This window comes from Rhodococcus sp. SMB37 (assembly GCF_004345605.1).
Taxonomy (GTDB): Bacteria; Actinomycetota; Actinomycetes; order Mycobacteriales; family Mycobacteriaceae; genus Rhodococcus.
The window spans coordinates 117,850-139,313 of record NZ_SLVY01000011.1; the positions used below are offsets into that span (position 1 = coordinate 117,850).

General features: G+C 63.6%; 21 protein-coding genes and 2 pseudogenes. 13 read left to right on the forward strand and 10 right to left on the reverse strand.

The features are described 5' to 3' along the window. Window positions 1-63 precede the first annotated feature (63 nt). Window positions 64-1,140: a Gfo/Idh/MocA family oxidoreductase gene (locus tag EV641_RS18325; protein WP_054717977.1), complete on the forward strand. Its 1,077-nt coding sequence runs from the start codon at window positions 64-66 to the stop codon at window positions 1,138-1,140. A gap of 63 nt (window positions 1,141-1,203) precedes the next feature. Continuing rightward, window positions 1,204-2,217, forward strand: a complete 1,014-nt coding sequence (locus EV641_RS18330; protein WP_054717969.1) for a hypothetical protein — start codon at window positions 1,204-1,206, stop codon at window positions 2,215-2,217. Between the two features lie 78 nt (window positions 2,218-2,295). Here EV641_RS18330 and EV641_RS18335 read toward each other — a convergent pair whose 3' ends face one another. Further along, on the reverse strand, window positions 2,296-2,862 hold the full coding sequence (locus tag EV641_RS18335) for a dihydrofolate reductase family protein (protein ID WP_132473559.1): 567 nt from the start codon (window positions 2,860-2,862) through the stop codon (window positions 2,296-2,298). A gap of 88 nt (window positions 2,863-2,950) precedes the next feature. On the opposite strand from EV641_RS18335, the gene EV641_RS18340 reads away from it, so the two are divergent. The 3 genes and pseudogenes from EV641_RS18340 (at window position 2,951) to EV641_RS18350 (ending at window position 5,320) form a co-directional block, all read left to right on the forward strand. Beyond that, window positions 2,951-3,451 carry an alpha/beta hydrolase gene (locus EV641_RS18340; RefSeq protein WP_277874512.1) on the forward strand — a complete coding sequence of 167 codons (501 nt, stop codon included), beginning with the start codon at window positions 2,951-2,953 and terminating at the stop codon, window positions 3,449-3,451. Between the two features lie 233 nt (window positions 3,452-3,684). Continuing rightward, a pseudogene (locus tag EV641_RS18345) lies at window positions 3,685-4,277 on the forward strand (hypothetical protein); the annotation flags it as partial. A 392-nt stretch (window positions 4,278-4,669) separates the two neighbouring features. Then, the gene (locus EV641_RS18350; RefSeq protein WP_132473563.1) at window positions 4,670-5,320 is read left to right on the forward strand and encodes a response regulator transcription factor; all 651 of its coding nucleotides are present in this window, start codon (window positions 4,670-4,672) and stop codon (window positions 5,318-5,320) included. A gap of 48 nt (window positions 5,321-5,368) precedes the next feature. On the opposite strand, the gene EV641_RS18355 is transcribed toward EV641_RS18350, so the two are convergent. Continuing rightward, entirely contained in the window at window positions 5,369-6,151 is a 783-nt protein-coding gene (locus tag EV641_RS18355; RefSeq protein WP_132473565.1) for a carboxymuconolactone decarboxylase family protein, read from the reverse strand. A 41-nt stretch (window positions 6,152-6,192) separates the two neighbouring features. Next, window positions 6,193-7,227, reverse strand: a complete 1,035-nt coding sequence (locus tag EV641_RS18360; protein WP_132473567.1) for a zinc-binding dehydrogenase — start codon at window positions 7,225-7,227, stop codon at window positions 6,193-6,195. Between the two features lie 149 nt (window positions 7,228-7,376). Here EV641_RS18360 and EV641_RS18365 point away from each other — a divergent pair, with 149 nt between their 5' ends. After that, entirely contained in the window at window positions 7,377-8,057 is a 681-nt protein-coding gene (locus EV641_RS18365; RefSeq protein ID WP_132473569.1) for a TetR/AcrR family transcriptional regulator, read from the forward strand. A gap of 429 nt (window positions 8,058-8,486) precedes the next feature. Here EV641_RS18365 and EV641_RS29875 read toward each other — a convergent pair whose 3' ends face one another. Both EV641_RS29875 and EV641_RS29880 read right to left on the reverse strand, forming a co-directional pair. Beyond that, entirely contained in the window at window positions 8,487-8,798 is a 312-nt protein-coding gene (locus EV641_RS29875) for a zinc-binding dehydrogenase (protein WP_241997338.1), read from the reverse strand. A 457-nt stretch (window positions 8,799-9,255) separates the two neighbouring features. Beyond that, window positions 9,256-9,366: pseudogene (locus EV641_RS29880) on the reverse strand (alcohol dehydrogenase); the annotation flags it as partial. A gap of 131 nt (window positions 9,367-9,497) precedes the next feature. Here EV641_RS29880 and EV641_RS29280 point away from each other — a divergent pair. Further along, window positions 9,498-9,674, forward strand: coding sequence for a hypothetical protein (locus EV641_RS29280; protein WP_158289188.1), 177 nt, complete (start codon window positions 9,498-9,500; stop codon window positions 9,672-9,674). Window positions 9,675-9,896: 222 nt separating this feature from the next. Continuing rightward, window positions 9,897-10,853, forward strand: a complete 957-nt coding sequence (locus EV641_RS18375) for a ScbA/BarX family gamma-butyrolactone biosynthesis protein (RefSeq protein WP_158289189.1) — start codon at window positions 9,897-9,899, stop codon at window positions 10,851-10,853. Between the two features lie 7 nt (window positions 10,854-10,860). On the opposite strand, the gene EV641_RS18380 is transcribed toward EV641_RS18375, so the two are convergent. Beyond that, window positions 10,861-11,517 (reverse strand): ScbR family autoregulator-binding transcription factor, encoded by a 657-nt coding sequence (locus EV641_RS18380; protein ID WP_241997339.1) that lies wholly within the window; start codon window positions 11,515-11,517, stop codon window positions 10,861-10,863. Window positions 11,518-11,651: 134 nt separating this feature from the next. Here EV641_RS18380 and EV641_RS18385 point away from each other — a divergent pair, with 134 nt between their 5' ends. Beyond that, window positions 11,652-12,524: an NAD(P)-dependent oxidoreductase gene (locus EV641_RS18385; protein ID WP_132473575.1), complete on the forward strand. Its 873-nt coding sequence runs from the start codon at window positions 11,652-11,654 to the stop codon at window positions 12,522-12,524. A gap of 593 nt (window positions 12,525-13,117) precedes the next feature. On the opposite strand, the gene EV641_RS18390 is transcribed toward EV641_RS18385, so the two are convergent. Next, entirely contained in the window at window positions 13,118-14,308 is a 1,191-nt protein-coding gene (locus EV641_RS18390; protein WP_132473577.1) for a TerC family protein, read from the reverse strand. 254 nt (window positions 14,309-14,562) lie between these two features. Next, window positions 14,563-15,162, reverse strand: coding sequence for a CGNR zinc finger domain-containing protein (locus EV641_RS18395; RefSeq protein ID WP_132473579.1), 600 nt, complete (start codon window positions 15,160-15,162; stop codon window positions 14,563-14,565). Window positions 15,163-15,264: 102 nt separating this feature from the next. Here EV641_RS18395 and EV641_RS18400 point away from each other — a divergent pair, with 102 nt between their 5' ends. Continuing rightward, window positions 15,265-16,437: an epoxide hydrolase family protein gene (locus tag EV641_RS18400; RefSeq protein WP_132473581.1), complete on the forward strand. Its 1,173-nt coding sequence runs from the start codon at window positions 15,265-15,267 to the stop codon at window positions 16,435-16,437. A gap of 118 nt (window positions 16,438-16,555) precedes the next feature. On the opposite strand, the gene EV641_RS18405 is transcribed toward EV641_RS18400, so the two are convergent. Next, the gene (locus EV641_RS18405; protein ID WP_132473583.1) at window positions 16,556-17,557 is read right to left on the reverse strand and encodes an AraC family transcriptional regulator; all 1,002 of its coding nucleotides are present in this window, start codon (window positions 17,555-17,557) and stop codon (window positions 16,556-16,558) included. Between the two features lie 121 nt (window positions 17,558-17,678). Here EV641_RS18405 and EV641_RS18410 point away from each other — a divergent pair, with 121 nt between their 5' ends. From EV641_RS18410 to EV641_RS18420, 3 genes are all read left to right on the forward strand, one after another. Then, entirely contained in the window at window positions 17,679-19,139 is a 1,461-nt protein-coding gene (locus EV641_RS18410; protein ID WP_132473585.1) for an aldehyde dehydrogenase, read from the forward strand. A gap of 75 nt (window positions 19,140-19,214) precedes the next feature. Further along, the gene (locus tag EV641_RS18415; RefSeq protein ID WP_054713060.1) at window positions 19,215-20,027 is read left to right on the forward strand and encodes a maleylpyruvate isomerase family mycothiol-dependent enzyme; all 813 of its coding nucleotides are present in this window, start codon (window positions 19,215-19,217) and stop codon (window positions 20,025-20,027) included. A 51-nt stretch (window positions 20,028-20,078) separates the two neighbouring features. Further along, window positions 20,079-20,915, forward strand: coding sequence for an SDR family oxidoreductase (locus tag EV641_RS18420; RefSeq protein ID WP_132473587.1), 837 nt, complete (start codon window positions 20,079-20,081; stop codon window positions 20,913-20,915). 32 nt (window positions 20,916-20,947) lie between these two features. Here EV641_RS18420 and EV641_RS18425 read toward each other — a convergent pair whose 3' ends face one another. Next, window positions 20,948-21,406 (reverse strand): VOC family protein, encoded by a 459-nt coding sequence (locus tag EV641_RS18425; RefSeq protein ID WP_132473589.1) that lies wholly within the window; start codon window positions 21,404-21,406, stop codon window positions 20,948-20,950. Window positions 21,407-21,464: the final 58 nt, after the last annotated feature.

Here is a 21,464-nt window from a genome sequence, read left to right on the forward strand (position 1 = left end):
CGATTCAGCGCAGCGCCGCGGCGGGGGGTTGAGGGAGCTCCGCTCAGTCGGTATACCGGTCGCATGCGTATCGGAATCGTGGGCTTGTCGCGGGGTCTGTACATGGCCGAATCGGCACACCGGATCGGGATCGAGGTGATCGCACTCTGTGATCGTGACTCCGAACGTATGGGCGCTGCACGCGCGGAATTTCCGGAGGCCCGGGCGACAGCGGACTGGTCCGAACTGCTCGACGCGGGCCTCGATGGCGTCGTACTGGCGAATGATTTCGATGCACACGCGGCACTGGCCATCGCGTTTCTGGACCACGGGATTCATGTGTTGTCGGAGACGGCGGCCTGCGCGTCCGCGGAAGAGGGGCTGCGGCTCATCGCTGCGGCCGAGCGGTCCACGGCAACCTATTCGTTTGCGGAGAACTACGTCTTCCATCCACACACTCGGATACTTCGGGAGTCGGTGGATTCTGGCGAGTTGGGCGCAATCACGTTGGTGGAAGCCGACTATCTGCACAGTCTGTCTCCCGACGACACGGCAGCCCTCATCGGCGATCCAGCACACTGGCGTGGCCGCATACCGCCGACCGCTTACTGCACGCACACCGTCTCACCGCTGCTCGACCTCACGGGAGCGTGGCCGGTGGAGGTCAGCGCCTTCCCTGTCGGTCCGGGCGACAACCGCCCCGCCGCCGTTGTTCTGGCGATCAGGCTCTCCGACGGAACGCTGGCCCTGACCCGCCACGGTTTCCTCGCCGGAGAAACGGGAAGCCATTGGAGCTGGGTGTCTGTGCGCGGTTCCCACGGTCTTGCCGAATCCGACCGCGCCACAGGCGAAGATGCCTGGTCGGTGCGAGTGCGCCTGGAAGGCTGGGCCCGGGCAGACGGGCAGGCACACGAGCAGATCCGCATACCAGGCCCCTACCTCGTGAACAACGAACCGATCGACCGCATGGCCGAGGGCACCGTCGTGGTGCTCGAAGGATTCCGTGCCACCGTCGAACACGGCGCGCCCCCGCTGATTCCGGTCCGTCCCGCCGTCGCAGCATCACTGGTGGGTGTGGCAGGTGCGGAATCGCTCCTGACGGGTTCCGGACCCGTTCACGTTCCGGATGTATCCGCCCAGGCTCCGTGTTTCAGGAGGTGAGGAAACTCCACCGAACTGACCCACGAAAATCCACGCCGCTGCGAAGATACGAAGGTCTCGGAAATGAACGACCCGATCGCATTGCCGATCCTGTTGATCGGCTACGGGCCCGTCGCGCAGCAGTACGCTGCCACTGTCCGCGCACGACATGACGAATTCGGGAATCGGTACGGGGTGGAACCGCGCGTCGTCGCGATTCGGGGGCGGACCCAGCAGGTTCTCCTGCCTGACGGGAAAGCTCCGCCCGCCCGAGGTGGGTGGACTGCACGCACGCCATTGGCCGAACTGTTGACGCTGGCCTCGCCCCTCGTCGTCGCGCAGGCGGTTCCGTCCCATCCCGATGGGGCGGAAGAGGCGTTGAGTGACGGTCTCACAGCACTGTCCCACGGCGCTCATCTGGTGACGGCAACGAAGTCACCTTTGTTGACCGGATGGTCGCGACTGCGCGACACGGCTCTCGAACATGGTCGCGGGGTCCGCGTGTCAGGCGCAACCGGTGCCGCGTTGCCTGCCGGAGACATCGCACGCACCGGTTTACGCGGTTTCGACGTCCGCACCATCCGTGGGTGTGTGAACGGCACTGCAGGTTTCGTGCTCGATCAGCTCGGTGACGGTGTCACGCTCCCCGAGGCCATCGCGATGGCTCAGAGTCGAGGCATCGCTGAGGCAGATCCGTCGGCGGACCTTTCCGGAGCCGACGCAGCAACGAAATTGTGTCTGTTGGCCGGTCTGCAATGGGGATGGGACGTCACTGCCTGCACTGTTGAAGCGGAGCCGATCACCATCGCCGCCGCGGCTCGTGCCGTCCGTGTCAACGAACGCGGTGCGGTTCTGCGTCACGTCGGATCCGCGAGCATCGATGATCCAGGCCGTGTCGTCGTGGCACTGCGCGAGTTCTCGCGATCCGAGCCGCCCTTCGGAGTCTTGACCGGTCCGGAGAAGGCAGTCACATTCGGGTGCGGCGACGCGGGCGACATCACTGTCTCCGGTGGCCGTTCGAGCCCGCTCGGCGCAGCGTTGTCCATGGTCAAAGACACGTTGTCGCTGGTGATCGACCCTTCGCCCGGACTCGGTTGAGCGCTAGGCCGCCACTCCCTCGGCGGACGGCGATGCAGCGGGCGCCTCCGCTGCGACGGGCCGAGCTGCGGCCTGCACTCAGCGCTTCGTCTCGTATCTGGTCAGGACCACGCCGCCGGGGAATGTCTGTGTCTGCAGCAGGTTCAGGTCCACCCAACTGTCCAGCGTGGTGAAGAACGGCGTTCCGCCGCCCACGAGGACCGGATAGGTGGCGATCACGTACTCGTCGATCAACCCGGCCCGCATGGCTGCCCCGGCGAGCGTCGCGCCGCCGATGGTCATGGGTCCGCCGTCCTCGGCCTTGAGCCGGGTGATCTCGGCGATCGCGTCGCCGTTGACCAGGCGGCTATTCCAGTCGACCTTGTCGATCGTCGAGGAGAACACCACTTTCGGTGTGTCCCGCCAGTTCCGTGCGAACTCGATCTCCGCCGGGGCGGCGTCGGGCTGCTGGTCGCCGGTCGGCCAGTAGGAACTCATCGTCTCCCACAGCTTGCGCCCGTACAGCGTCAGGCTGCTCGCTCGCTCGTGGTCGAGCCACCACTGGAACAGCTCGTCGCTCGGCGGCCCGCCCCAGCTGATGTCGTCGCCGGCCGCGCTGACGTAGCCATCCAAGCTCAGGTTCATGCCGTAGGTAAGTTTCCGCATGGTGCCGCCCTTCTGTGAGTGGGTCTCGGTCGTATAGACCGGCGCGCCGCGGGAAAATCATCTCGAGTGAACACCGCTGCCGTCGCTGCTGCCGTCCGAAAGTGGGCATCGGAGGGCGGATATTGTGGTCGGGATGTCGCTCGGCGGACTGACCGCGATCAGACTTGCCGCCGTCGCGCCCGAACTGGTGCGCCGCATGGTGCTCGTCGACGTCACCCCGGCCTCGATCCAGCGACATCAGGCCATGACGCAGGACCAGCGCGGCACCGTCGCGCTCGCCTCCGGCCCGGCCGTGTTCGACACCTTCGACGAGATCGTCGCGCTCACGACGGCAGCGGCACCGCACAGAAGCGCATCGTCGATCCGTCGCGGCGTCGTCCACAACACTCGGAAACGCGCCGACGGCCGCTGGGAATGGCGCTACGACCGGATGCGGGTGCTGCGCGACTTCACGCTGTTGTGGGACGAGCTCGCCCTAATCGAGGGGCCCGTGACTCTGGTGTGCGGTGGCGCGACGACGTGTCGCGGATCTGAAGGTGCACGTCGTGCCAGGGTCCGGACGCTCGGTGCAAAGCGATGCGCCACTTGAACCTACAGAGACACTTCGAGTGTCGCTCTGCCTCCTTTCGTTGGCATCAGATCTTGCGGAAGGTGATCATCCCGGCGAGACAGGACGGCTGCCCCTACCCCTCGGGACTCCGGATACAGCAGTGTGTCCGCAGGGTTCGGAGACGGAGCAGGATCGAGAATCGAAGGGGCAACGATGAACACTCCGCGTATCAGGGAACAAACACCACCAGTTGAGGTGCCGCCCGGGCAAACCTGCCGAGTGCGTTGTGGGCGTGGGCGGGTGCTGTCGCCGGGCTCACCGGGGTGGTGGGATCCAGGCCAGCGTGGCGATGGGTGCCGCCTATGACGAGGACAATGCCGGCAACGCCGTGGCGATTACTGTCGCGTTCGCCGAGCAACGTACCGCGATGCTCGTGATGCACCTGAGTCTCACCGTCTCGACGCTCCTACTCTTGATCTTCGCAGCCGGTCTGCATCGGCAGTTGCGAGCGTCGCTACCGGAGTTCAGTATCCTGCCGAGCGTCGCCGCGTTCGGCCTGGTACTCACCTCGGCGGGGACCCTGCTCGGGACGGGCCTCGACACCGAGCTTCTGTTCGGTCTGTCCGACACCGACAAGATGGTGCCGGAGGTCGCGGTGTTCGCCTCGCACTGGATGGGCACCATTCTTTGGCTCTGGGTGGGGGCGGGTCTGAGCGGACTTGTGGTTGCGGTTGCCGCACTGCGTCACCGCGAGGTGCCCCGCTGGCTGGGATGGACGAGTCTCATGCTCGGCGGCCTGACGACCTTTTTCGGCATCTCACCGCTCCAGTACATGGCAGGGTTCGTCGGTCCGGTATGGGTCCTACCCGTACTCCACGAACTCGGGCTCACCCCTGCACTGAGCGAGCTCGCCGCGAATCACGCGCGAGGCGGGTTCCACGTCGAGCTCGATGCCGATCTTCCAGCGGACATGGCGGAACCCCTCGCTGTCGCCGCGTACGGAATCGCGTTCGAAGCGATCCTCAATGCACGCCGTCACTCCGGCGCGGGAGGGTGCCGCATACGGATCGTCAGCGACGGGAATGTTCTCGCCCTCGACATCTTCGACGAGGGAACAGGACTCGGGTCGGACACGCGCGCCGGAGTGGGAACGCAGAGTATGCGCGAGCGGGCCAGGGGTGTCGGCGGCACGCTCCGGATCGACAGCGGCGAGTATCGCGGCACTGTCGTGCGGGCCCGGCCCCCCTGGCGCGGGCCATGAACAACAGCGAGAGGATCCGAGTCGCTGTCGTCGACGACCATCCGGTCTTCCGGCTGGGCATGGCCGCATTGCTCGGCACACTCGACAGCATCGACGTCGTATGCGAGGCCAGCTCTGTCCGAGAGGTCCTCGATGTGGTCACCGCCGACGTCGGCGTCGTGCTCATGGACATCGAACTGGGCGACGGGTCCGGCATCGACGCGACCCGCAGCATCGTCGAGAAGTTTCCTGAGACTCGTGTTCTCGTCGTGACGATGCACGAGGACGAGGACACGCTCGTCGCCTCGATACGTGCGGGGGCTCGGGGATATCTGGTCAAGGGCGCCGACCCGTCGGGTGTCGAGCGAGCTATCCGCGCGGTCGCGGACGGCGAGATGAAAGTGGGCGCAGCAGTTGCGGCGAAGGCACCCGGCGCTATGGCCGCGTCGCGAGCCCTGGCTCCGACGATGTTCCCGGAACCGACCGACAGGGAACGCGAGATCCTCGATCTGGTGGCGAGGGGACTCGACAACGCGACGATCTCCCGTCGTCTTGTGCTCACCCAGAAGACCGTGCGGAACCACGTGTCGAACATCTTCGGGAAGGTCGGTGCAGCGGATCGCGCGAGTGCAATCGTGCGGGCGCGGGAAGCCATAGAAGGCTTCTGAAGTGCCCCTGGGTATCGGACTCACCCCGCGGGCGCTCAGGACGGCCGGCTACTTCTGTGCCAGTTGTGCTGCGGGCCTTTCTGCCCAAGCTGCTTCGACGACTTCGCTGAGCGCTTCGCCCTTCGCGAAACCGTAGTAGGCAGAGAATTGGACGACTATCTCGTCCATTTCGGACTTGGTGATGTCACCGGAGTGGAGTGCGGCTCCGACATGACTTCTCATGGGAGTGATGGCGTCGTTGAAAGACACGCAGGCGACCGTGATGATTCGACGCTCGCGACGGGTCAGTCCGGGGCGCTGCCAGACGTGTCCGAAGACGAAGTTGAGGATGCCCGCGTGCCGATACGGAGTGTTGTGAGGGGGCGCTGGAATGAGGTTGACGTCAGCGAACTCCCGCGCACCGGCCTCGAAGCGTTCGTCCCATTCCGAAATGCCGAGAGTGCTGTGCGACAACGTGGGCCAGGGTGCGGGTTCCTCCCCGCGGTCGCGGTGGATCTGCGCCCATTGCCGCATGACAGCGCCTTCCAGATGGGATGCCTTCGGCCACCCGCTGTACACGGCGAAATGGAGTACGAATTCGAGCATTTCTTCCAGTTCGATGTCGCCGCTCTCGAGTGAGGCGCGCACATATGCCTCGATGGGGCCCGGTGCGTCCGCGCCGGCGACGCAGGCCAGCGCAACCCACCGCCGGTCTTTGCGACTCAATCCAGGTCGCGACCACACCTCGCCGAAAACGAAGTCGCGTGAAACTTGTTGGAAGGGCGTGCTGATTTCGGTGGGTTCACGGCGCAGCACTGCACGGAAGGTCTCGTCGGCGTTGTTGTGGCTCATGATCGAGTTCCTGTCTTTCGGGATGGAGTGGCGCCTGATGTTCAGTTGAGGTTCAGTGCGACGCGGATCGAATCGCGTTGAGACGTGCGCTCGGCCAAGAGCGAGAATGCGTCGGCGAACTTGTCGAGTGGGAAACTGTCGCCCAAAAGGTCGGCGGTGGGGATCTTCCCAGCGTTGATGAGGTCGACTGCCTGCTCGGTGTCGAGGCCTGCGCCTGGGTGCAAGGTGATTCTCCTGGTGGGAATCCAGTCCGGATGGAAATCCTCCAGCGGCCCGTCCTTCATTCCCGCCAGGACCACATGGCCACCTTTGCGTACAAGGTCCATGGCGAGGTTGACCGTCACCGAGCTTCCCGATGCGGCATCGATGACGACATCGGCCATCTGTCCGTTCGTGATCTCACGAACGCGATCGACGGCATCGTCGTTTTCGACGTCGATCGTGTGGTCTGCTCCGACCCGCAACGCGTGGTCGAGGCGAAAGCGGTCTCGCGCGGTCCCCGTCACGATAATTGTCGAGGCACCGGCAGCGCGTGCGGCCACGATGGTGGCCATGCCCATGTGGCCAGGACCCTCGACGACGACAACATCGCTTTGTCGAACCGGTGCCACCCACGTTACGGCGCAACTCAGCGGCTCGAAGAACGTCAATTCGTCGGCGGGACGATCTTCGCGCAGCCGGTAGACCTTCGAGCCCGGCAGCAGTTCGAGATGCTCGGCGAACCCGCCGTACAGTCCGGACCCTTCGTGTATCGAGAAGTCGTGGCCGTAGATCCGGTTGCCCTCGGGTGTGATCAGGAGTTCGCGCACGGCGACCCGGTCGCCTTCGTCGACACCCCATTCGGCAGCGGTAGCCGGCCGAATCCTGTCGATGCGGCCGACGATCTCGTGGCCCGGGACGGACGGGAAGGCGCCTCCCCACGAGGTGTGGATGTTGCCACGAAAATGGTCGACATCGCTGTGGCACAGTCCTGTTGCTTCGATCCGCAGCACGGCGCCGTCGGTGGGCGGGTCAGGTTCCGCGAACTCGCGCTCTTCCCACGTCTCGTCACCGGAGAAGACGATGGCTCCGCTCATTACTACACCTCTCGGGTGGTGCATTCGTGCGTCCCGGTCACGTGCTCGAGCGCACCTTCGTGACGGGCCATGAAGCGCTCGATCTCGTTCAGTGGACTGAATGGTAAGTCCATAGACTTAATTTGTCGAGGGGTGGTTACATTTGGTGCATGTCAGAACAGCGGGGATACCCCATCGCTCCGTCGCCGAAGCAGCAGTTGGTGCTCACCGCTGAACGCCTCTACGCCCTCCACGGACTTGATGGAGTCCCCCTTCGTCACATCGGCGTCGCCGCCGGCATGGCGAACAAATCCGCAGTGCAGTACCACTTCGGCAGCAAAGAGAATCTGATCCAGGCGATCCTGATCAACCGGATCGACGGCCTGACGCATCGTCGTGAGCTACTCGAAGCACGGTTGTCGGACGGCAACCTGCGACAGATCCTCGAAGCACATCACCTCCCGCTGATCGAGCTTGCAGAAGATGAGGATTGCTACTACCTGCCGTTCCTGGAACTCCTCCTGCGGGAAAGTCACCCGATGGACGACCTGACCGAGCGTCACCGTCAGTCCAGGCGCAGTTACTACGCCCACTTGGATCGGCTCCTTCGACACATACCGCAACCGGTTCGCGACATGCGGGTGCATCAAGCGTCGGCGGTGTGCGTCCACATCTCCGCCGACCGACATCGGATGCGCATGCACGGGGTTACTGTGGCCCCATACGCCCTGCACGTGAGCCAACTCCTGGACCTACTCGTCAGCATCCTGACAACGCCTCCTTCGGAGGAAACGCTCGCAGCCCTCGAAAGTTCACCCCAGAAGGCGCCGGTGTACCGAGAGCTTCCCTGAGCTCGAGGCGCCGACCGGCGCCGGGTGGACCTGCAACGCGAGCCTCTGTGGGCCGGGTCGGGGTAGCCTCGGCTATGGGCAAATTCAAGGATGCTGTCAACGGAATTCTGAAACGCAGGAAGCGGAATCCTGACCCCGAGCCCAAGCAGCTCGACCGATGGGCCAATGAGGGCGGGGCGCTCCCGCCGAGACCGCATGGAGATTCGGAATCCCGCTGAGCACACGTCGAGGCGTTCGAACGAACTTGGATTCCAATCTCGTTCGTTCAACCTTCCACACGAGTACATGAAACTCGTTGAGTGCAAGGGTGCCTTACGAGCGATGTGATTGCATGCCGGCCGTTCGCCAGTGTCTTCGTACATGGCTTCCTTGTCGACCTCGACCTTAGATAGCCGGCCGACTGGGAGATCCCGAGATCGGTACTGGTGATCACACGGTTACGACGATCTTTCCGATTTGATCGCCAGTTTCGAGGTGGCGGTGTGCTCGGACGACGTCGTCGAGGGTGAAGACCGAGTCGATCGTGGGTTGCAGTGTGCCGCTTCGTGCTCCGGCGGAAAGGAATGCCGCGATGCGCCTGGTCGTGTCGGGGTCGAGAAACAGTTCGAATCCCACGTAGCGGTGGATGGTCAGAGGGCCGGTCGTCGGGAACGATGCAGGGCGCGGATCGAGCCGGCCGACAGCGACCAGGGTGCCACCAGGCCTGGCCGTCTGTGCAAGATCGGACAGCCCCGGGCCCATGACGGAGTCCAATATGATGTCCGCACCGACCCCGCCGGTGAGGCGGCGAAACAGATTCCTGAAGGTCCTCCTCGACGGTCACGATGACGGCGGATGCTCCCGCCGCGAGGAGTGCGTCCCTCTTCGTTGCCTGGCGAGTGACGGCCATCGGTACGGCTCCGATCTGATTGGCTACCTGGATCGCCGCGAGTCCGACTCCGCTGGAGGCGGCTGTGATCAGGACGTGGTCGGCGGGTCGCATATGTGCCTTCTCGATCAGAGCACCGTATGCTGTGGACCCCGCGACCCATAGTGCGGCGGAGTGAACGGCATCGAGGCCGTCCGGCCGGACGATGACAGCACTTGCGGGCACCGTGGTGTAGTCGGCGTACGTGCCGTTCAGGTCCGAAGCCGGGAGTGCGGTGACGATCACCGCGTCACCGATGCGAAACTGTTCGACGCCCTCTCCGACAGCGTCGATGGTGCCGGTGCCCTCGCAGCCGAGGCGGGCGTGTGGCAGGTGGATGGGTCTCGGATATGTGCCCGCCCGCATCATCTGGTCGAGTCGATTGAGGCAGATGGCTTCCATCTTGATCCGCACTTCACCCGCGGCGGGTTCGATGACCGGTTCGTCGACGATCTGCAGGATGTCCGGGTCGCCGGTTTGATCGAAAATGACAACTTGCGTAGAACCCGGTTGAGTTGAGCGTTGGTGAAGTCGTGGGCAATGCGCGTGCTGACGCTGTGCAGGTGGAGGTCGAGCACCTCGGCGAGCTCCGCGACTGTGACCTCAACAGTGGCCTCGCTGTTGGCGGTAGCGAGGTCGAGGTGGGCGCGCAGGTCGTCGATGAGGCGTTCGTCGGGTTCGGGCGGGTTGTCGCTCACGAAGTCGAGTAGAGGGCGGTGGTCACGAGTCGTCGACCCTGCGCGAGCCCTCACACGCATGACCGGCAGAGGCGGCGCACTGTGCACCGCCCCGCCGCGCCCGGCGGTGGTACTCCGGAAGAGAAGACAATTCCGTCGTCGACGCACCCGCAGGCGGTGGTCGTCTTCGGTGTAGCAAAGCCGTACTGTGAGGTCGATACATGCTGTATGGGAGTAACAAGCGGTTCGTCCGGTATGTCTACCAGCGTGGAGGCTGATCTTTCGGTGTTGTCGTTCGAGTCGACCGTGCCGCGTCGGTATGTCCACCGCCAGTCCGTATCGGAAGTGTTCCTCACTGATTGTGTCACCGATTCGCAACCTGATCGGTTCGTTCTGGGTGCGCAGTGGCCACGCGTTCACGCCTTCTACCGCGGGCAGGCCGGCAGGTACGACCCGATGCTTCTCGCGGAGACTTTGCGTCAGTGCGTGATTTACTTGGCGCACACTCGCTATCGGGTCTCGCTCCGTCAGCATTTCGTAATGCAGACGATCGAAATCGATGCTGAGCTGGATCGGCTCGGGATCGGTGCGGGTGCCGCCGAGGTCGCCGTCACTGTCGTGGTGTCGGACGTGCGGCGGCGTGGCTCGCAGGTCATCGGCCTCAATGCGGCCTTGACCTTCGAGGTCGCAGGCCGCCGAGTCGGATCAGGCTACGGCCGGGCTGCGGTGCTCACCGCTGTCGAGTACGAGATCGCCCGATGGGGTGCGGCCGGACCCAGAGCGATCGGATCCGTCCCGGATGGTGTTCCCCTCGATGCCGCTGCGGTAGGGGTGCCCGGCAGCGGGGATGTTGTTATCGGAGCGACGACACGACGAGGACGATGGCAGGTGCTGCCCGACCTGTCCCATCCGGTGCTGTTCGACCATCCGTCCGATCATCTGCCAGGCATGCTCATGCTCGAGGCTGCGCGTCAGGCGTCGCGAGCGGAGTTCGGGCTTCCGGATGTGGATATGGTGTCGATGAGCGTGCAGTTTCACCGGTTCGTGGAACTCGACTGCCGCGCCGAGATGGTTGTCTCGGGCATCGGTGGTGAGCCTGGTCGCGCACACGTCGTGCTGGAGCAGCATGGAACGTCGACTGCCTCAGCGACTCTGACGTTGGAGTCCGCTACCGGTGCGCGTCCGATGTCCGGAACCCGGCACGGAGCGTAGGGGCATGTCAGGCGAGCGCAGGATCGCGGGTCCAGCGGGCCTGTCGGATCCTGTCGCTGTCGGGCCGGCGGTCGGGTGTCACGATGCCCGGCAACAGAAACTGCCACATCTGATCGATTCGTTGTTCGAGATCGGCGCGTCGATCGAGCACATTCGAGACCGTCTGGACCCCGGTGAACGCGGAGATCACGAACCGGGCCAGCATCGGTGGTTCGATCGTGGGAAGAACATCTCCTTCCGCAATTGCCGTCTCGACGAGATGTCGGCAGGCCTCGATCCAGTCCTGGTACGGCCCCGGCTTGCCCGGTGTGGTGCCCGCGCTGAATTCGAGGGTCAGCCGGATTCCCGCCCGGACGATCGGGTCCTCGACGATCTGTCGGCCCATTTCGTGGCAGAGCATGACGATCTGCTCGAGCGCCGAGGAATCGGTGGTGGAAATGGCTTCCACTGAGGCGATGGAAATGGTGTGTTGCCGATCCACTACCGCTTGTGCGAGATCGTCCTTCGACTTGAAGTGGAAGTACAGGGCGCCTTTGGTCAGTCCACTGCTCGCTTCGACGATCTCCCCGAGGCTGGCACGCTCGAACCCCAGTCGATCGAATGTTGCCGCGGCTGCGCTGACGATCTGCTGCCGGGTCGCTACTGCGCGGGCTTGCTTTGCCACACCGCGTGTCCCTTTCTCGATGATGTCCCGATAGGAGAGTTGTGACGAACCCTGACAATCGGCCTCCCCCGAAGCGCACCGTACCAGTCTGCCCGACCGAGACCGCAGGCCATGCATCAAGGTCGACTTCGACCATGCACGTCGCGGTTGTGGGTGCGAGCGGCTTCCTCGGAGGGGCCGTACTGGACGCGCTGCTGAGCCTGGGCGTTACGTGTACGGCGGTATCGCGCCATCCGCCTGCACCTACCGGGCCATCGATGCGAGCCGTGGCTGCGGACCTGCTCGATCCCGCAGCCCTGACCGCCGCCCTCGTCGGTGTGGACGCGATCGTGCACGCCGCGTCGTACACCGGCTCCGACGACGCCCGGTGCGAGCAGATCAACGTTCTCGGCACCCGCAACCTGGTGGCGGCCGCCGCTGGTCACGGCATCGACCACGTCCTCTACCTCAGCACTATCGGTGTCTACGGTCCCGGTCCACACCGGAACGTCACGGAAGGGGAACTCGCACCGAATCCGGTCACTGCGCTGAGTGCGAGTCGCCTCGCCGCCGAGAATCTCGTGCGCGAGCACGGCGGGCTCGTGTTGCGTCCCGGATTCGTCCACGGCCCGGGGGATCGGTGGTTCTTACCTGGGCTTGCTCACATCGTGTCCACTCTCGGGGTCTGGATCGACGACGGCGCTGCACGGCAGTCGGTGATCTCGCATCGTGACGTCGGCCGGCTCACCGCAGTGCTTGCGGCGCGCACCCTCCCCGATGAGTTCCGTGCAAGCATGCTTCACCTCGCAGACCCGACTCCGGTCAGCGTCCACGACCTCGTCCACACTGCTGCTTCGCACGGGCTGCTCACGGTGCCGACCACCTCGGTCAGCTACGAAGAGGCAGTGCACCGAGGTCGAGAGCGTGGGCTCTCAGGGCGTCACGTCGACCTGGTCGGGCACGATCATCATTACGCCAGCACCCGCGTCTGGGCACATGCTGCGTTGGACGTCGGCAGCTGGTCGTAGCTTCTGCAACCATCCCCAGCCCTTCCGGTGACAACGGCCGTTGTCTGCTACGGCCACACGGGAGGGTGTTTGGGCTGCCGCAAATGGGGTAGCCTCTAGCCACCGAGCAATACCGGTCGATTGGTATCGTTTGCCGGGGAGGGCATCGATGCGTTCCGAAACTGCCGTATTCGAACGCATCGACGGATTTGGGGGTGGACGGCAGAAAGAGCCAGTGATGGTGAGGCTTCTTCGGGGGGTCCTCACCATCACTGGCCGAAGGGTTCCGTCGGCGTGCGGCGCCGACGGAACCGGTCGCCCGCGCACAGGGGGGGGAGGCGCGGGCAGGGCCCCCGGTGGGGGGAGCACGGGGGCCAAGAACACCCTATGGGAAATCTCGACTTCGTGGGGAACCGGGAGGTCGTATGCCTTCAGCGCGGTACCTCGAAAGTGATGTGGTTGTCTTGGTGATACCCGTGTTCTTATGCTTCTGGTCGCGGGTTCCGGCGATCACTGCCGACGATCGAGACTCTCTCGAACAACACCGGGCACAGCTCGCGGCGCCGGTCAAGGTCGACATCCTGGTCTGATACCTCGGCCCGCCCGACCCTGACTCAACGGTTGTTCAGGAACGCATCGTGGTCGGCGTGGGCGCGTCGGATGAGGTCCACCAGCCCGGCCTCCTCCCGCGCCTCCTGCCGGTATTTCGGCGCGAGTTTCTTCACCTGTTCCTCTTTGGTGATCAGCTTGGCGTAGATGCGCTCGCGCTCTTCCTTGCTCGACGTGTAGTCCAGGTCTGCGTAGTTGGTGGCGTGACGTCTCGCGCCGGCGATGGCGGACTGCGCCTTACCTCGTTCACTGGTCAGCGAGGCGATGACGGTGACAACGAGCACCGCGAGGATGACGGTCAGCGATGTCCCTGTCTCGATTTCCACCACGTGCACTGGCTCGCCATGGTTGACGAACGGCAGATCGTTCTCGTGGAGCGCGTGCAGGATCAGTTTCACGCCGATGAAACCGAGGATGGCGGCGAGTCCGAACGACAGGTAGATGAGGCGGTCGAGCAGTCCGTCGAGGAGGAAGTACAGCTGACGAAGGCCCATCAGCGAGAAGGCGGTGGCCGTGAACACGATGAACACGTTCTGGGTCAATCCGAAGATCGCAGGGATGGAGTCGAGTGCGAACAGCAGGTCGGTGCCGCCGATAGCGACCATCACGAGCAGCATCGGCGTCAGGGCCCGCTTGCCGTTTTCGATGGTGAACAGCTTGTCGCCGTCGTAATGCTCGCTGGTGTGGAGGAACCTCTTGGCGATTCGGATGATGAAGTTGTCTGCCGAATGCGACTCTTCGGTTTCGGGCCGCAGCATGTTTCCCGCGGTGACGAGAAGGATCAGACCGAAGATGTAGAAGACCCAGGCGAACGAATTGATCAGTGTCGCACCGAGAAAGATGAACGCGGTTCGGGCGATGAGCGAGAACACGATGCCGAACAGAAGTACCTTCTGCTGGTCTTCCCGTGGCACCCGGAAGCTCGACATGATGATCAGGAACACGAAGAGGTTGTCCACCGACAAAGCCTTCTCCGTCACGTAACCCGCGAAGTACTCCGATCCCATGGCTGTGCCACCGACGATGAATACCACGACGCCGAAGAGGATGGCGAGGCCCACGTAGATGGACGACCAGATCGCCGATTCCTTCAATGTGGGGGTGTGGGCCTTGCGGACGTGAGCGAAGTAGTCGAAGGCGAGCAGCCCGACGATCACTGCAATTGTCAATCCCCAGGCAAGGGGAGTTACGTGCATTGTTCGCCTTCGGTCGAATGGACGGATCGTTCGTCAGCCTAGTGGCCGGTGTGGACGCGATCCTGTGATTCGCGATGTGGGCATCACGAAGTCGAGTATTCGGGCGATTGGCGGAGTCCCGGTCGAGTGGGGCGAGTTCCAGCGGACACGCCAGTAGCGTCGGACCGGTGACTGCTCGATATGAGGACGAGGCCGCCCGACCCGCGCTGCGTCGTAGTGGCCGCGAGGGCTACCCTTCCGCTCGGAACGACGCTTCACTCGGAATTCCGCGGAAGTGAAGTCCCGGGGACACCTGTGTTCTTGCGCTGGTTGGCTTTGAAACGCGCCTTCTTCTGACGATTCCCGCATGTGTTCATGTCACACCATTTGCGGCTGCGACTCTGGCTGGTGTCGAAGAAAGCGGCTCGGCAGGTCGGCGATGCGCACAAGGCCAGTCTTCCGTCTCGTTCGCCCGCGATGATGCTGATCGCGTCGGCGGCGATCACGCCCAACGCATCTTCTACGCGGGAGGCTGAGCTGAGTCGCCATCGACGATCGCGCTCGGGTGTCAGGATGGCCGACGCCCGACCCTCGATGCTGCAGTCGTTGATGACTTGGACAGCAGACGCAGGGAGGGCGTCTTGGAGCGCGGTCGCTGTCGCGGCGACGTGAATCGATTCCCTCAGCGCCCACGCGAGTTCGAGCTGTGCGGTGGTGCAGGAGTCCACGGCGAGGCCGTTCACTGCCAGCCAGTCGATGAGTCGCCGCGGTGTGGGGATGCGTTCGACGGCGTCGCCACGACGCTCCGTCAGGGTGGCCGTGAAGCTGGTTGCCAGCACATTGCCGAGGCGAAAGTCAGGGAACTCGGCAGGCATGGAACCACCTTAGCAGGTTGCGCTCGGGCGCAAGAAAGTGTTAGAACCGTCTTAGATGGTTCTCAATTGTCGTAGCCGGCGGCGCGACGTTCAGGAGGTCACATGTCCCGTCCGGACATCGACGTACACGCATTCGAAGCCCACGCAAGCGACGCCGACCTCGACGAGCTGCGAGCGCGACTCGCGGCGGCGCGGCTACCGGAAGTCGAGACCGTCCATCGGGCCGCACCCGGCCCTCGCCGATGGGAACAGGGTGTTCCCCTCGCAGACCTCGTCGACGTTGTGAATTACTGGCGCACCGGATACAACTGGCGGTTGTTCGAAGCGCGCCTCAACCGTATCGGCCAGTTCCGCAAGACAATTGACGATCTGGGAATTCATTTCCTGCACCGCAGATCCGCGCGACCGGATGCCACTCCACTGATCTTGACGCACGGGTGGCCGGGCAGTATTGCCGAGTTCATCGACGTAGTAGACGAATTGGCGGATCCGAAAACCGACGACGCGGCGGCGTTCCACGTGGTGGTCCCGTCGCTGCCGGGGTTCGGTTACAGCGACAAGCCGGCCACCACCGGGTGGGGAACCGAAAAGATCGCCGCCGCATGGGTGGAACTGATGGAAAGGCTCGGCTACAGCAGGTTCGTAGCCCACGGCGGAGACTGGGGAGGCAATATCACCACCGTTCTCGGCGGCAGGTTCCCTGCCAATGTTCTCGGTATCCACACCACTTTCGCGGAAGCGCCGCCCGGGCTGACAACGGACGGACTGACGGCGGTCGAGCGTAGGTGGACCGAAGAAACCCGCGATTTCTGGCGCCACCGTGCGGCATACGCGAAGCAGCAGGCAACCCGGCCGCAGACCATCGGTTACTCGCTCGTCGACTCACCGGTCGGGCTTCTTGCCTGGATCCTCGACAAGTTCGCTGAGTGGACAGACACCGAAGACAGTCCGTTCGAGGCGATTTCCATGGACAGAATCCTCGACGACGTCACTTTGTATTGGCTGACGCGGACCGGCGCATCGGCCGCCCGCATCTACTACGAAAGCCACAACTCGCTGGACCCCGAGCTTCGGGTCGACGTCCCGTCTGCAATCACTATGTATCCCCGCGACATCGAAAAGAGTCCGCGGCCCTGGGCGCAAGAGCGGTACCGGCAGATCGTCCGATGGCGGTCGCCCGAAACTGGGGGACATTTCCCATCGCTGGAGGTTCCCGAGTATTTCGTCAAGGATCTACAAGAAGGTTTCGCGGCTGTGCTGGCCGCTGGTCGGTGAATGTGGACCGGTCCGTTCGCGGCTGAAGGCGCCCGGACTGCCTCGGCGTCGATGTGCCGGTGAATTCTAATTCACAGGTAGCGCCGTAGCGGACCGCGACGAAGTAATCAGGAGATGGCTATGGCGTGGTGGTCAACTCCCGCCGCTTGGCCAGTGGGGTCACTGAGAACCATCGCCGGCAGCTTCGGGTGAGTGTGCTCTGTTCCGAGTAGCCGAGCTGCTGGGCGATCGTTGCCAGCGGGACGGAGCGGTTGGCCAGCAAGCGGAGAGCCGTGTCGCGGCGGGCGTGGTCGACGAGAATCTCGAAGGTCATATCCGACTCTGCGAGTCGCCGTTGGAGCGCGCGCGGATGCATGATCATCAGTTCGGCGACCTTCTCGAGGTGTGCTGCCCCGGCCGGCAATGCGCGCACGACCACAGAAGACACCACGTCGGTGAACGAGGTGTCTCGGTCGCGGCCCGCCATGAATCGAATGGCGAGGTCATGCGCCAGCGGATCGATACTGGGAAGCCGTCGTTGTAGGAGCCCCCGTGGGAAGAGCAGCAGATTTGCGGGCGCATCGAACTCCACGGGGCAATCGAAATAGGTTGCGTAGGCCTCGGTGGGGGAGATCGCAGGGTGCGCGAACACGACGCGGGTCGGTCGGAAGTCTTCTCCTCCGAGCATCTTGAATGTGGACAAGGTAACGCCGAGTGCGAGTTCGGTGATGTGGTCGCGGCAGGGCAGACGCCGCGGCAGAGTTCGGAACTCGTAGGCGACGCGGGTGTCGCTCACCTGCAGATGTGTTGTCATGGCCGGGCTGTAGACATGGGTGAAGTTGGTGATCTCGCGGAGTGCATCGCCGAGTGTCTCTGCGTTTCGGGCCACGATCGCGAGCGGACCGAGGATGTCGGGATTTTGACGTGCGGCGAGGCGGAGGGCGAAATCCGGCGTCGCGAACTCGCGTGCGCACAGGCCGAGTAGCGCTGCCAATGAGCTGAACGGGACGAATTGGTCGTCCTTACCGACGACTGTCGGGTCGATGCCGATACGTGCGAAGACATCGACAGGGTCGCCGTTCAGTTCGCTGATGAGCTCGGGGGCCTGCGTAAGCGACGATGCGCTGATCAGATCGGCCATGTGTCGAAATGTAAAAACATTGTCGTGAGATGTCAATCTTTTACCGAGCGTTCAGTGTGACGATAGGCACATCCGGTTACGAATCCCGCCGTACACGACTCAGTCTCGACGAGGAGAGCTGATGACTACCAATGCTTTCGAGCCTGTCCGCACATCGCTGTTCATCGGAGGTGAGTGGAGGAGCCCCTCGACCACGGCCACGATCCCAGTGATCTCGCCGCTGACAGAGCAACAGATCGGCAGCGTTCCCGAAGCCTCCGCCGTCGATGTCGACGACGCCGTGACCGCAGCAAACGATGCATTCCGCAGTCCCCAGTGGCGAGCGCTGAGCAACGCCGACCGCGCCGGCTGTCTCCGCCGGTTCGCCGACGCACTCCAAGCCCGGGCCGAGGAGCGTTCCGCTGTCGTCACGCGCGAGAACGGGATGCCCATCGAACTCGCACGGTTCGCCGAGGGTGCAGCCCCTGTCCAGCTGCTCCGCTATTACGCGGACCTCACCGAAGCTACGTCTTCCGAAGAGCGCCGTACCAGTCAACCGATGCCGGGTGCAACGCTGGTCCGCCGAGAACCGATCGGTGTCGTTGCTGCTATCGCCCCGTGGAACTTTCCCGCCATTCTCTCGATGTTCAAGATCGCCCCGGCGCTGGCGGCCGGATGCACAGTCGTGCTCAAACCGTCGCCGGAAACCACCCTGGACTCCTACATCCTCGCTGAAGCTGCCGTCGAGGCCGGTCTGCCCCCGGGCGTGCTCAACATCGTCAACGGCGGCGCCGACATCGGCCGGTATCTGGTGGCTCACCCCGGAATCGACAAGGTCGCCTTCACCGGATCGACCGCCGCCGGACGACACATCGGACGGGTATGCGGCGAAATGATACGTCCGGTCACTCTCGAACTCGGTGGCAAGTCGGCCGCCATCGTTCTCGACGATGCCGATCTCGACCGGACAGTCACGGGTCTCGCTACCGCGTCGCTGCTCAACGCCGGGCAGACCTGTTACATGTCGACACGGATCTTGGTGCCGCAGAGCAAGTACTCGACCTACCTCGAAGCAATCACGGCCATGGCATCCGGCCTTCCGATCGGTGATCCACTCGATCCGAATACCTTTGTCGGGCCGCTCGTCAGCGACCGTCAACGTCAGCGCGTGCTCTCCCTCATCGACCAGGGCCGCGCCGAGGGTGGCACCATCACCACCGGTGGGGGTCGCCCGGACGGTATCGACCAGGGGTTCTTCGTATCGCCGACAGTGTTCGGCGACGTCGACAACGCCAGCACCATCGCCCGTGAAGAGGTATTCGGCCCCGTTGTCACTGTCCTGACCTATGACTCGGTCGACGATGCGATCGCGCTGGCGAACGACTCTGCCTACGGACTCGGCGGCACTGTCTGGACCACCGACGACGAGCGCGGGCTCGACGTCGCGCGCCGCGTAGACACCGGCTCTTTCGGGGTGAACACGTTCAACCTGGACTGGGGCTCGCCGTTCGGCGGTGTCAAGGCAAGCGGCATCGGCCGCGAGCTCGGACCCGAAGGCCTTGCCGCGTATCAGCGAACGAAGTCGATCTTCTTGACCTCCTGATTCGGCGCCGGGTCGGCGAATTCCCCGGTTCACACCACCACTGCTCTGTCCACTTCTGTCGAAAGGCAGGTTCACATGTCCGAATCCGGCGTGGCCGCCGCTCGCGCGCTGTCCCACCTCACTGCCGAGATGCTTCCGAAACTGTCAGCGGACGACTGGGCCGCCGACAGTGCCTGTCACGGATGGCGCGTCCACGATGTCGTCAGCCACATGGGGTTCTTCTTCAACTTCATCGCCGATCCGCATCTCGTCCTCCCCGAGAATCCCAGCGGCATGAGCGAACGACTCAACGACGCCGCAGTCCGTGAACGTGCCGAGTGGTCGAGCACGAAAGTGATCGACTACTACCAGGAACAGTCGACCGCGGGGTTGGCCGCCCTCGAGGCGCTACAGAGTGAGGAGATGCGAGATGTGCCAGTGGAGATGCTCGACCTCGGCACATACCGGATGGCGCAGCTCAGCGACGCCGTCGCATTCGATCATCTCGTCCACCTGACGGCGGATCTCCTTGCTCCATATGGACCTCTGGCCGACGAAGATTCCCTCGGCGACGCATTCGACACTGCGAATGCGATCGATCCTGCGATCGACTGGATGATCGCGGGTCTGCCACAGATGTGCGGTGGGGGCATCTATTCGGTACTGGAACGGCCCGTCGGTCTCGAGCTTCGAGGATCGACCGAGCGACGCTTCGTGATCGACCTCGACCCGGACGACAAGTCGGTCACCGTCACCGAGACCGACGACCTTCCCGATGACGTGGCAACTTCCGACGCACGCGCCTTCCTGCGCTGGGGCACTACCCGTTCGGCCTGGCGTTCAGTGGTCGACATCTCCGGTGAACGCGGTCATCTCGCCGCTGTCCTGGATGCCGTCGACATCGTGTGATTTCTGCTCATCTCCTTTTTCCTACGCGAACACATCATTCGAGGAGTCATTGTGTCTCAGCACCTTCAGGGCAAAGTCGTCTTGGTCACCGGCGCCGGTAGCGGCTTCGGCAAACTCATCTCCGAGAAGTGCGCTGCAGGCGGCGCGAAAGTCGTCGGCATCGACATCAACGGCGACGCCCTCACCGAAGTCTTCGACGGCATCCGCGCGAACGGCTACGAGGGCAGCTACCAGGTTGCCGACGTCACCGACTACGCCCAAGTCGCCGCAGCCGTCCGCCACGCCGTCGACACCTACGGAGCGGTCGACGTGCTCGTCAACAACGCCGGCGTCATGCCGCTGGCTTACTTTGCCGACCATGAACGGGCATTGACCAAGTGGCACAAGGCAATCGACATCAACATCAAAGGGGTCGTCAACGGTATCTCCGCGGTCTACGACCAGATGATCTCTCGAGGGCGCGGACAGGTCGTGAACATCTCATCGATCTACGGCAACGCCGGGATCGCAGGCTCGGGTGTCTACAGTGCCACCAAGGCTGCGGTCACGGCGTTGTCCGACTCGTTGCGTATCGAGTCCAAGGGGAAGATCAAAGTGACAACCGTCAAGCCGACCGGGATCACCGGCACGAATCTCGCGAGCTGGATTGTCAACGAGTCCGCTATCTTCGGTCTCGTCGGGCAACGCGCTGAGCAATACGCCGCACATGTTGCAGATCTGACCGATGGAACGCTGCCGCCTGAGCTGTCCGACATCGATTCGGTCAAGTACTGGCTCATCACCCCCGACGATCTCGCGAACGCCGTAGTGCATGTCATCGACCAGCCGTGGGGCATCAGTCTGTCCGATGTCACCGTGCGTGCCAGCGGCGAAGACTACTTGTACTGAACAACCCGTGTGCTCGTTCGGATTCTGTGGATTCAGGGAGATTCCACGTCGAGCACCCACGTGACACCGAAGCGGTCGGTGAGCATGCCGAATCCAGGACTCCAGGCCGACGCGGCGAGCGGCTCGATGATCTCGGCGCCGTTCGACAGTGCGTCCCAGTACTTCATGATCTCGTCGAGATTCTCTCCGCGGACCGACTGGAAGAAGGTCCGGTCCGTGAGGGTGGCGCCGTTCTCACGGCTGGTGGTGCCCGCGGTGGCAGTGATGTCGGCGTCGTCTCGGCCTGGGATGTCGTACGCCATGAGGCGGAAGCCGTCTTCGTTCTCGACCTGACCGAACACCACCTTGTCGGCACCGGGGAGATCCTTCGGCATGCCGACGTCACCATAGGTCGAGACGAACACGTGCCCACCGAAGACTGATTGGTAGAAGTCGAGTGCTTGCCGGGCGGTCCCTCGAAAGTTGAGGTGAGTGGTGGCCTTGATAACCATGTTTCGTCCTTCTGATCGCTGTTTTCGAGCGGCGGCGAACTGCCGTGAGCACAGGATC

Coding starts and splice junctions, on each gene's coding strand:
- EV641_RS18325 (WP_054717977.1), top strand. CDS start 64: ATGCGTATCGGAATCGTGGGCTTGTCGCGGGGTCTGTACATGGCCGAA.
- EV641_RS18330 (WP_054717969.1), top strand. CDS start 1,204: ATGAACGACCCGATCGCATTGCCGATCCTGTTGATCGGCTACGGGCCC.
- EV641_RS18335 (WP_132473559.1), bottom strand. CDS start 2,862: ATGCGGAAACTTACCTACGGCATGAACCTGAGCTTGGATGGCTACGTC.
- EV641_RS18350 (WP_132473563.1), top strand. CDS start 4,670: ATGAACAACAGCGAGAGGATCCGAGTCGCTGTCGTCGACGACCATCCG.
- EV641_RS18355 (WP_132473565.1), bottom strand. CDS start 6,151: ATGAGCCACAACAACGCCGACGAGACCTTCCGTGCAGTGCTGCGCCGT.
- EV641_RS18360 (WP_132473567.1), bottom strand. CDS start 7,227: ATGAGCGGAGCCATCGTCTTCTCCGGTGACGAGACGTGGGAAGAGCGC.
- EV641_RS18365 (WP_132473569.1), top strand. CDS start 7,377: ATGTCAGAACAGCGGGGATACCCCATCGCTCCGTCGCCGAAGCAGCAG.
- EV641_RS29875 (WP_241997338.1), bottom strand. CDS start 8,798: ATGGGCCCGGGGCTGTCCGATCTTGCACAGACGGCCAGGCCTGGTGGC.
- EV641_RS18375 (WP_158289189.1), top strand. CDS start 9,897: ATGTCTACCAGCGTGGAGGCTGATCTTTCGGTGTTGTCGTTCGAGTCG.
- EV641_RS18385 (WP_132473575.1), top strand. CDS start 11,652: ATGCACGTCGCGGTTGTGGGTGCGAGCGGCTTCCTCGGAGGGGCCGTA.
- EV641_RS18390 (WP_132473577.1), bottom strand. CDS start 14,308: ATGCACGTAACTCCCCTTGCCTGGGGATTGACAATTGCAGTGATCGTC.
- EV641_RS18395 (WP_132473579.1), bottom strand. CDS start 15,162: ATGCCTGCCGAGTTCCCTGACTTTCGCCTCGGCAATGTGCTGGCAACC.
- EV641_RS18400 (WP_132473581.1), top strand. CDS start 15,265: ATGTCCCGTCCGGACATCGACGTACACGCATTCGAAGCCCACGCAAGC.
- EV641_RS18405 (WP_132473583.1), bottom strand. CDS start 17,557: ATGGCCGATCTGATCAGCGCATCGTCGCTTACGCAGGCCCCCGAGCTC.
- EV641_RS18410 (WP_132473585.1), top strand. CDS start 17,679: ATGACTACCAATGCTTTCGAGCCTGTCCGCACATCGCTGTTCATCGGA.
- EV641_RS18415 (WP_054713060.1), top strand. CDS start 19,215: ATGTCCGAATCCGGCGTGGCCGCCGCTCGCGCGCTGTCCCACCTCACT.
- EV641_RS18425 (WP_132473589.1), bottom strand. CDS start 21,406: ATGGTTATCAAGGCCACCACTCACCTCAACTTTCGAGGGACCGCCCGG.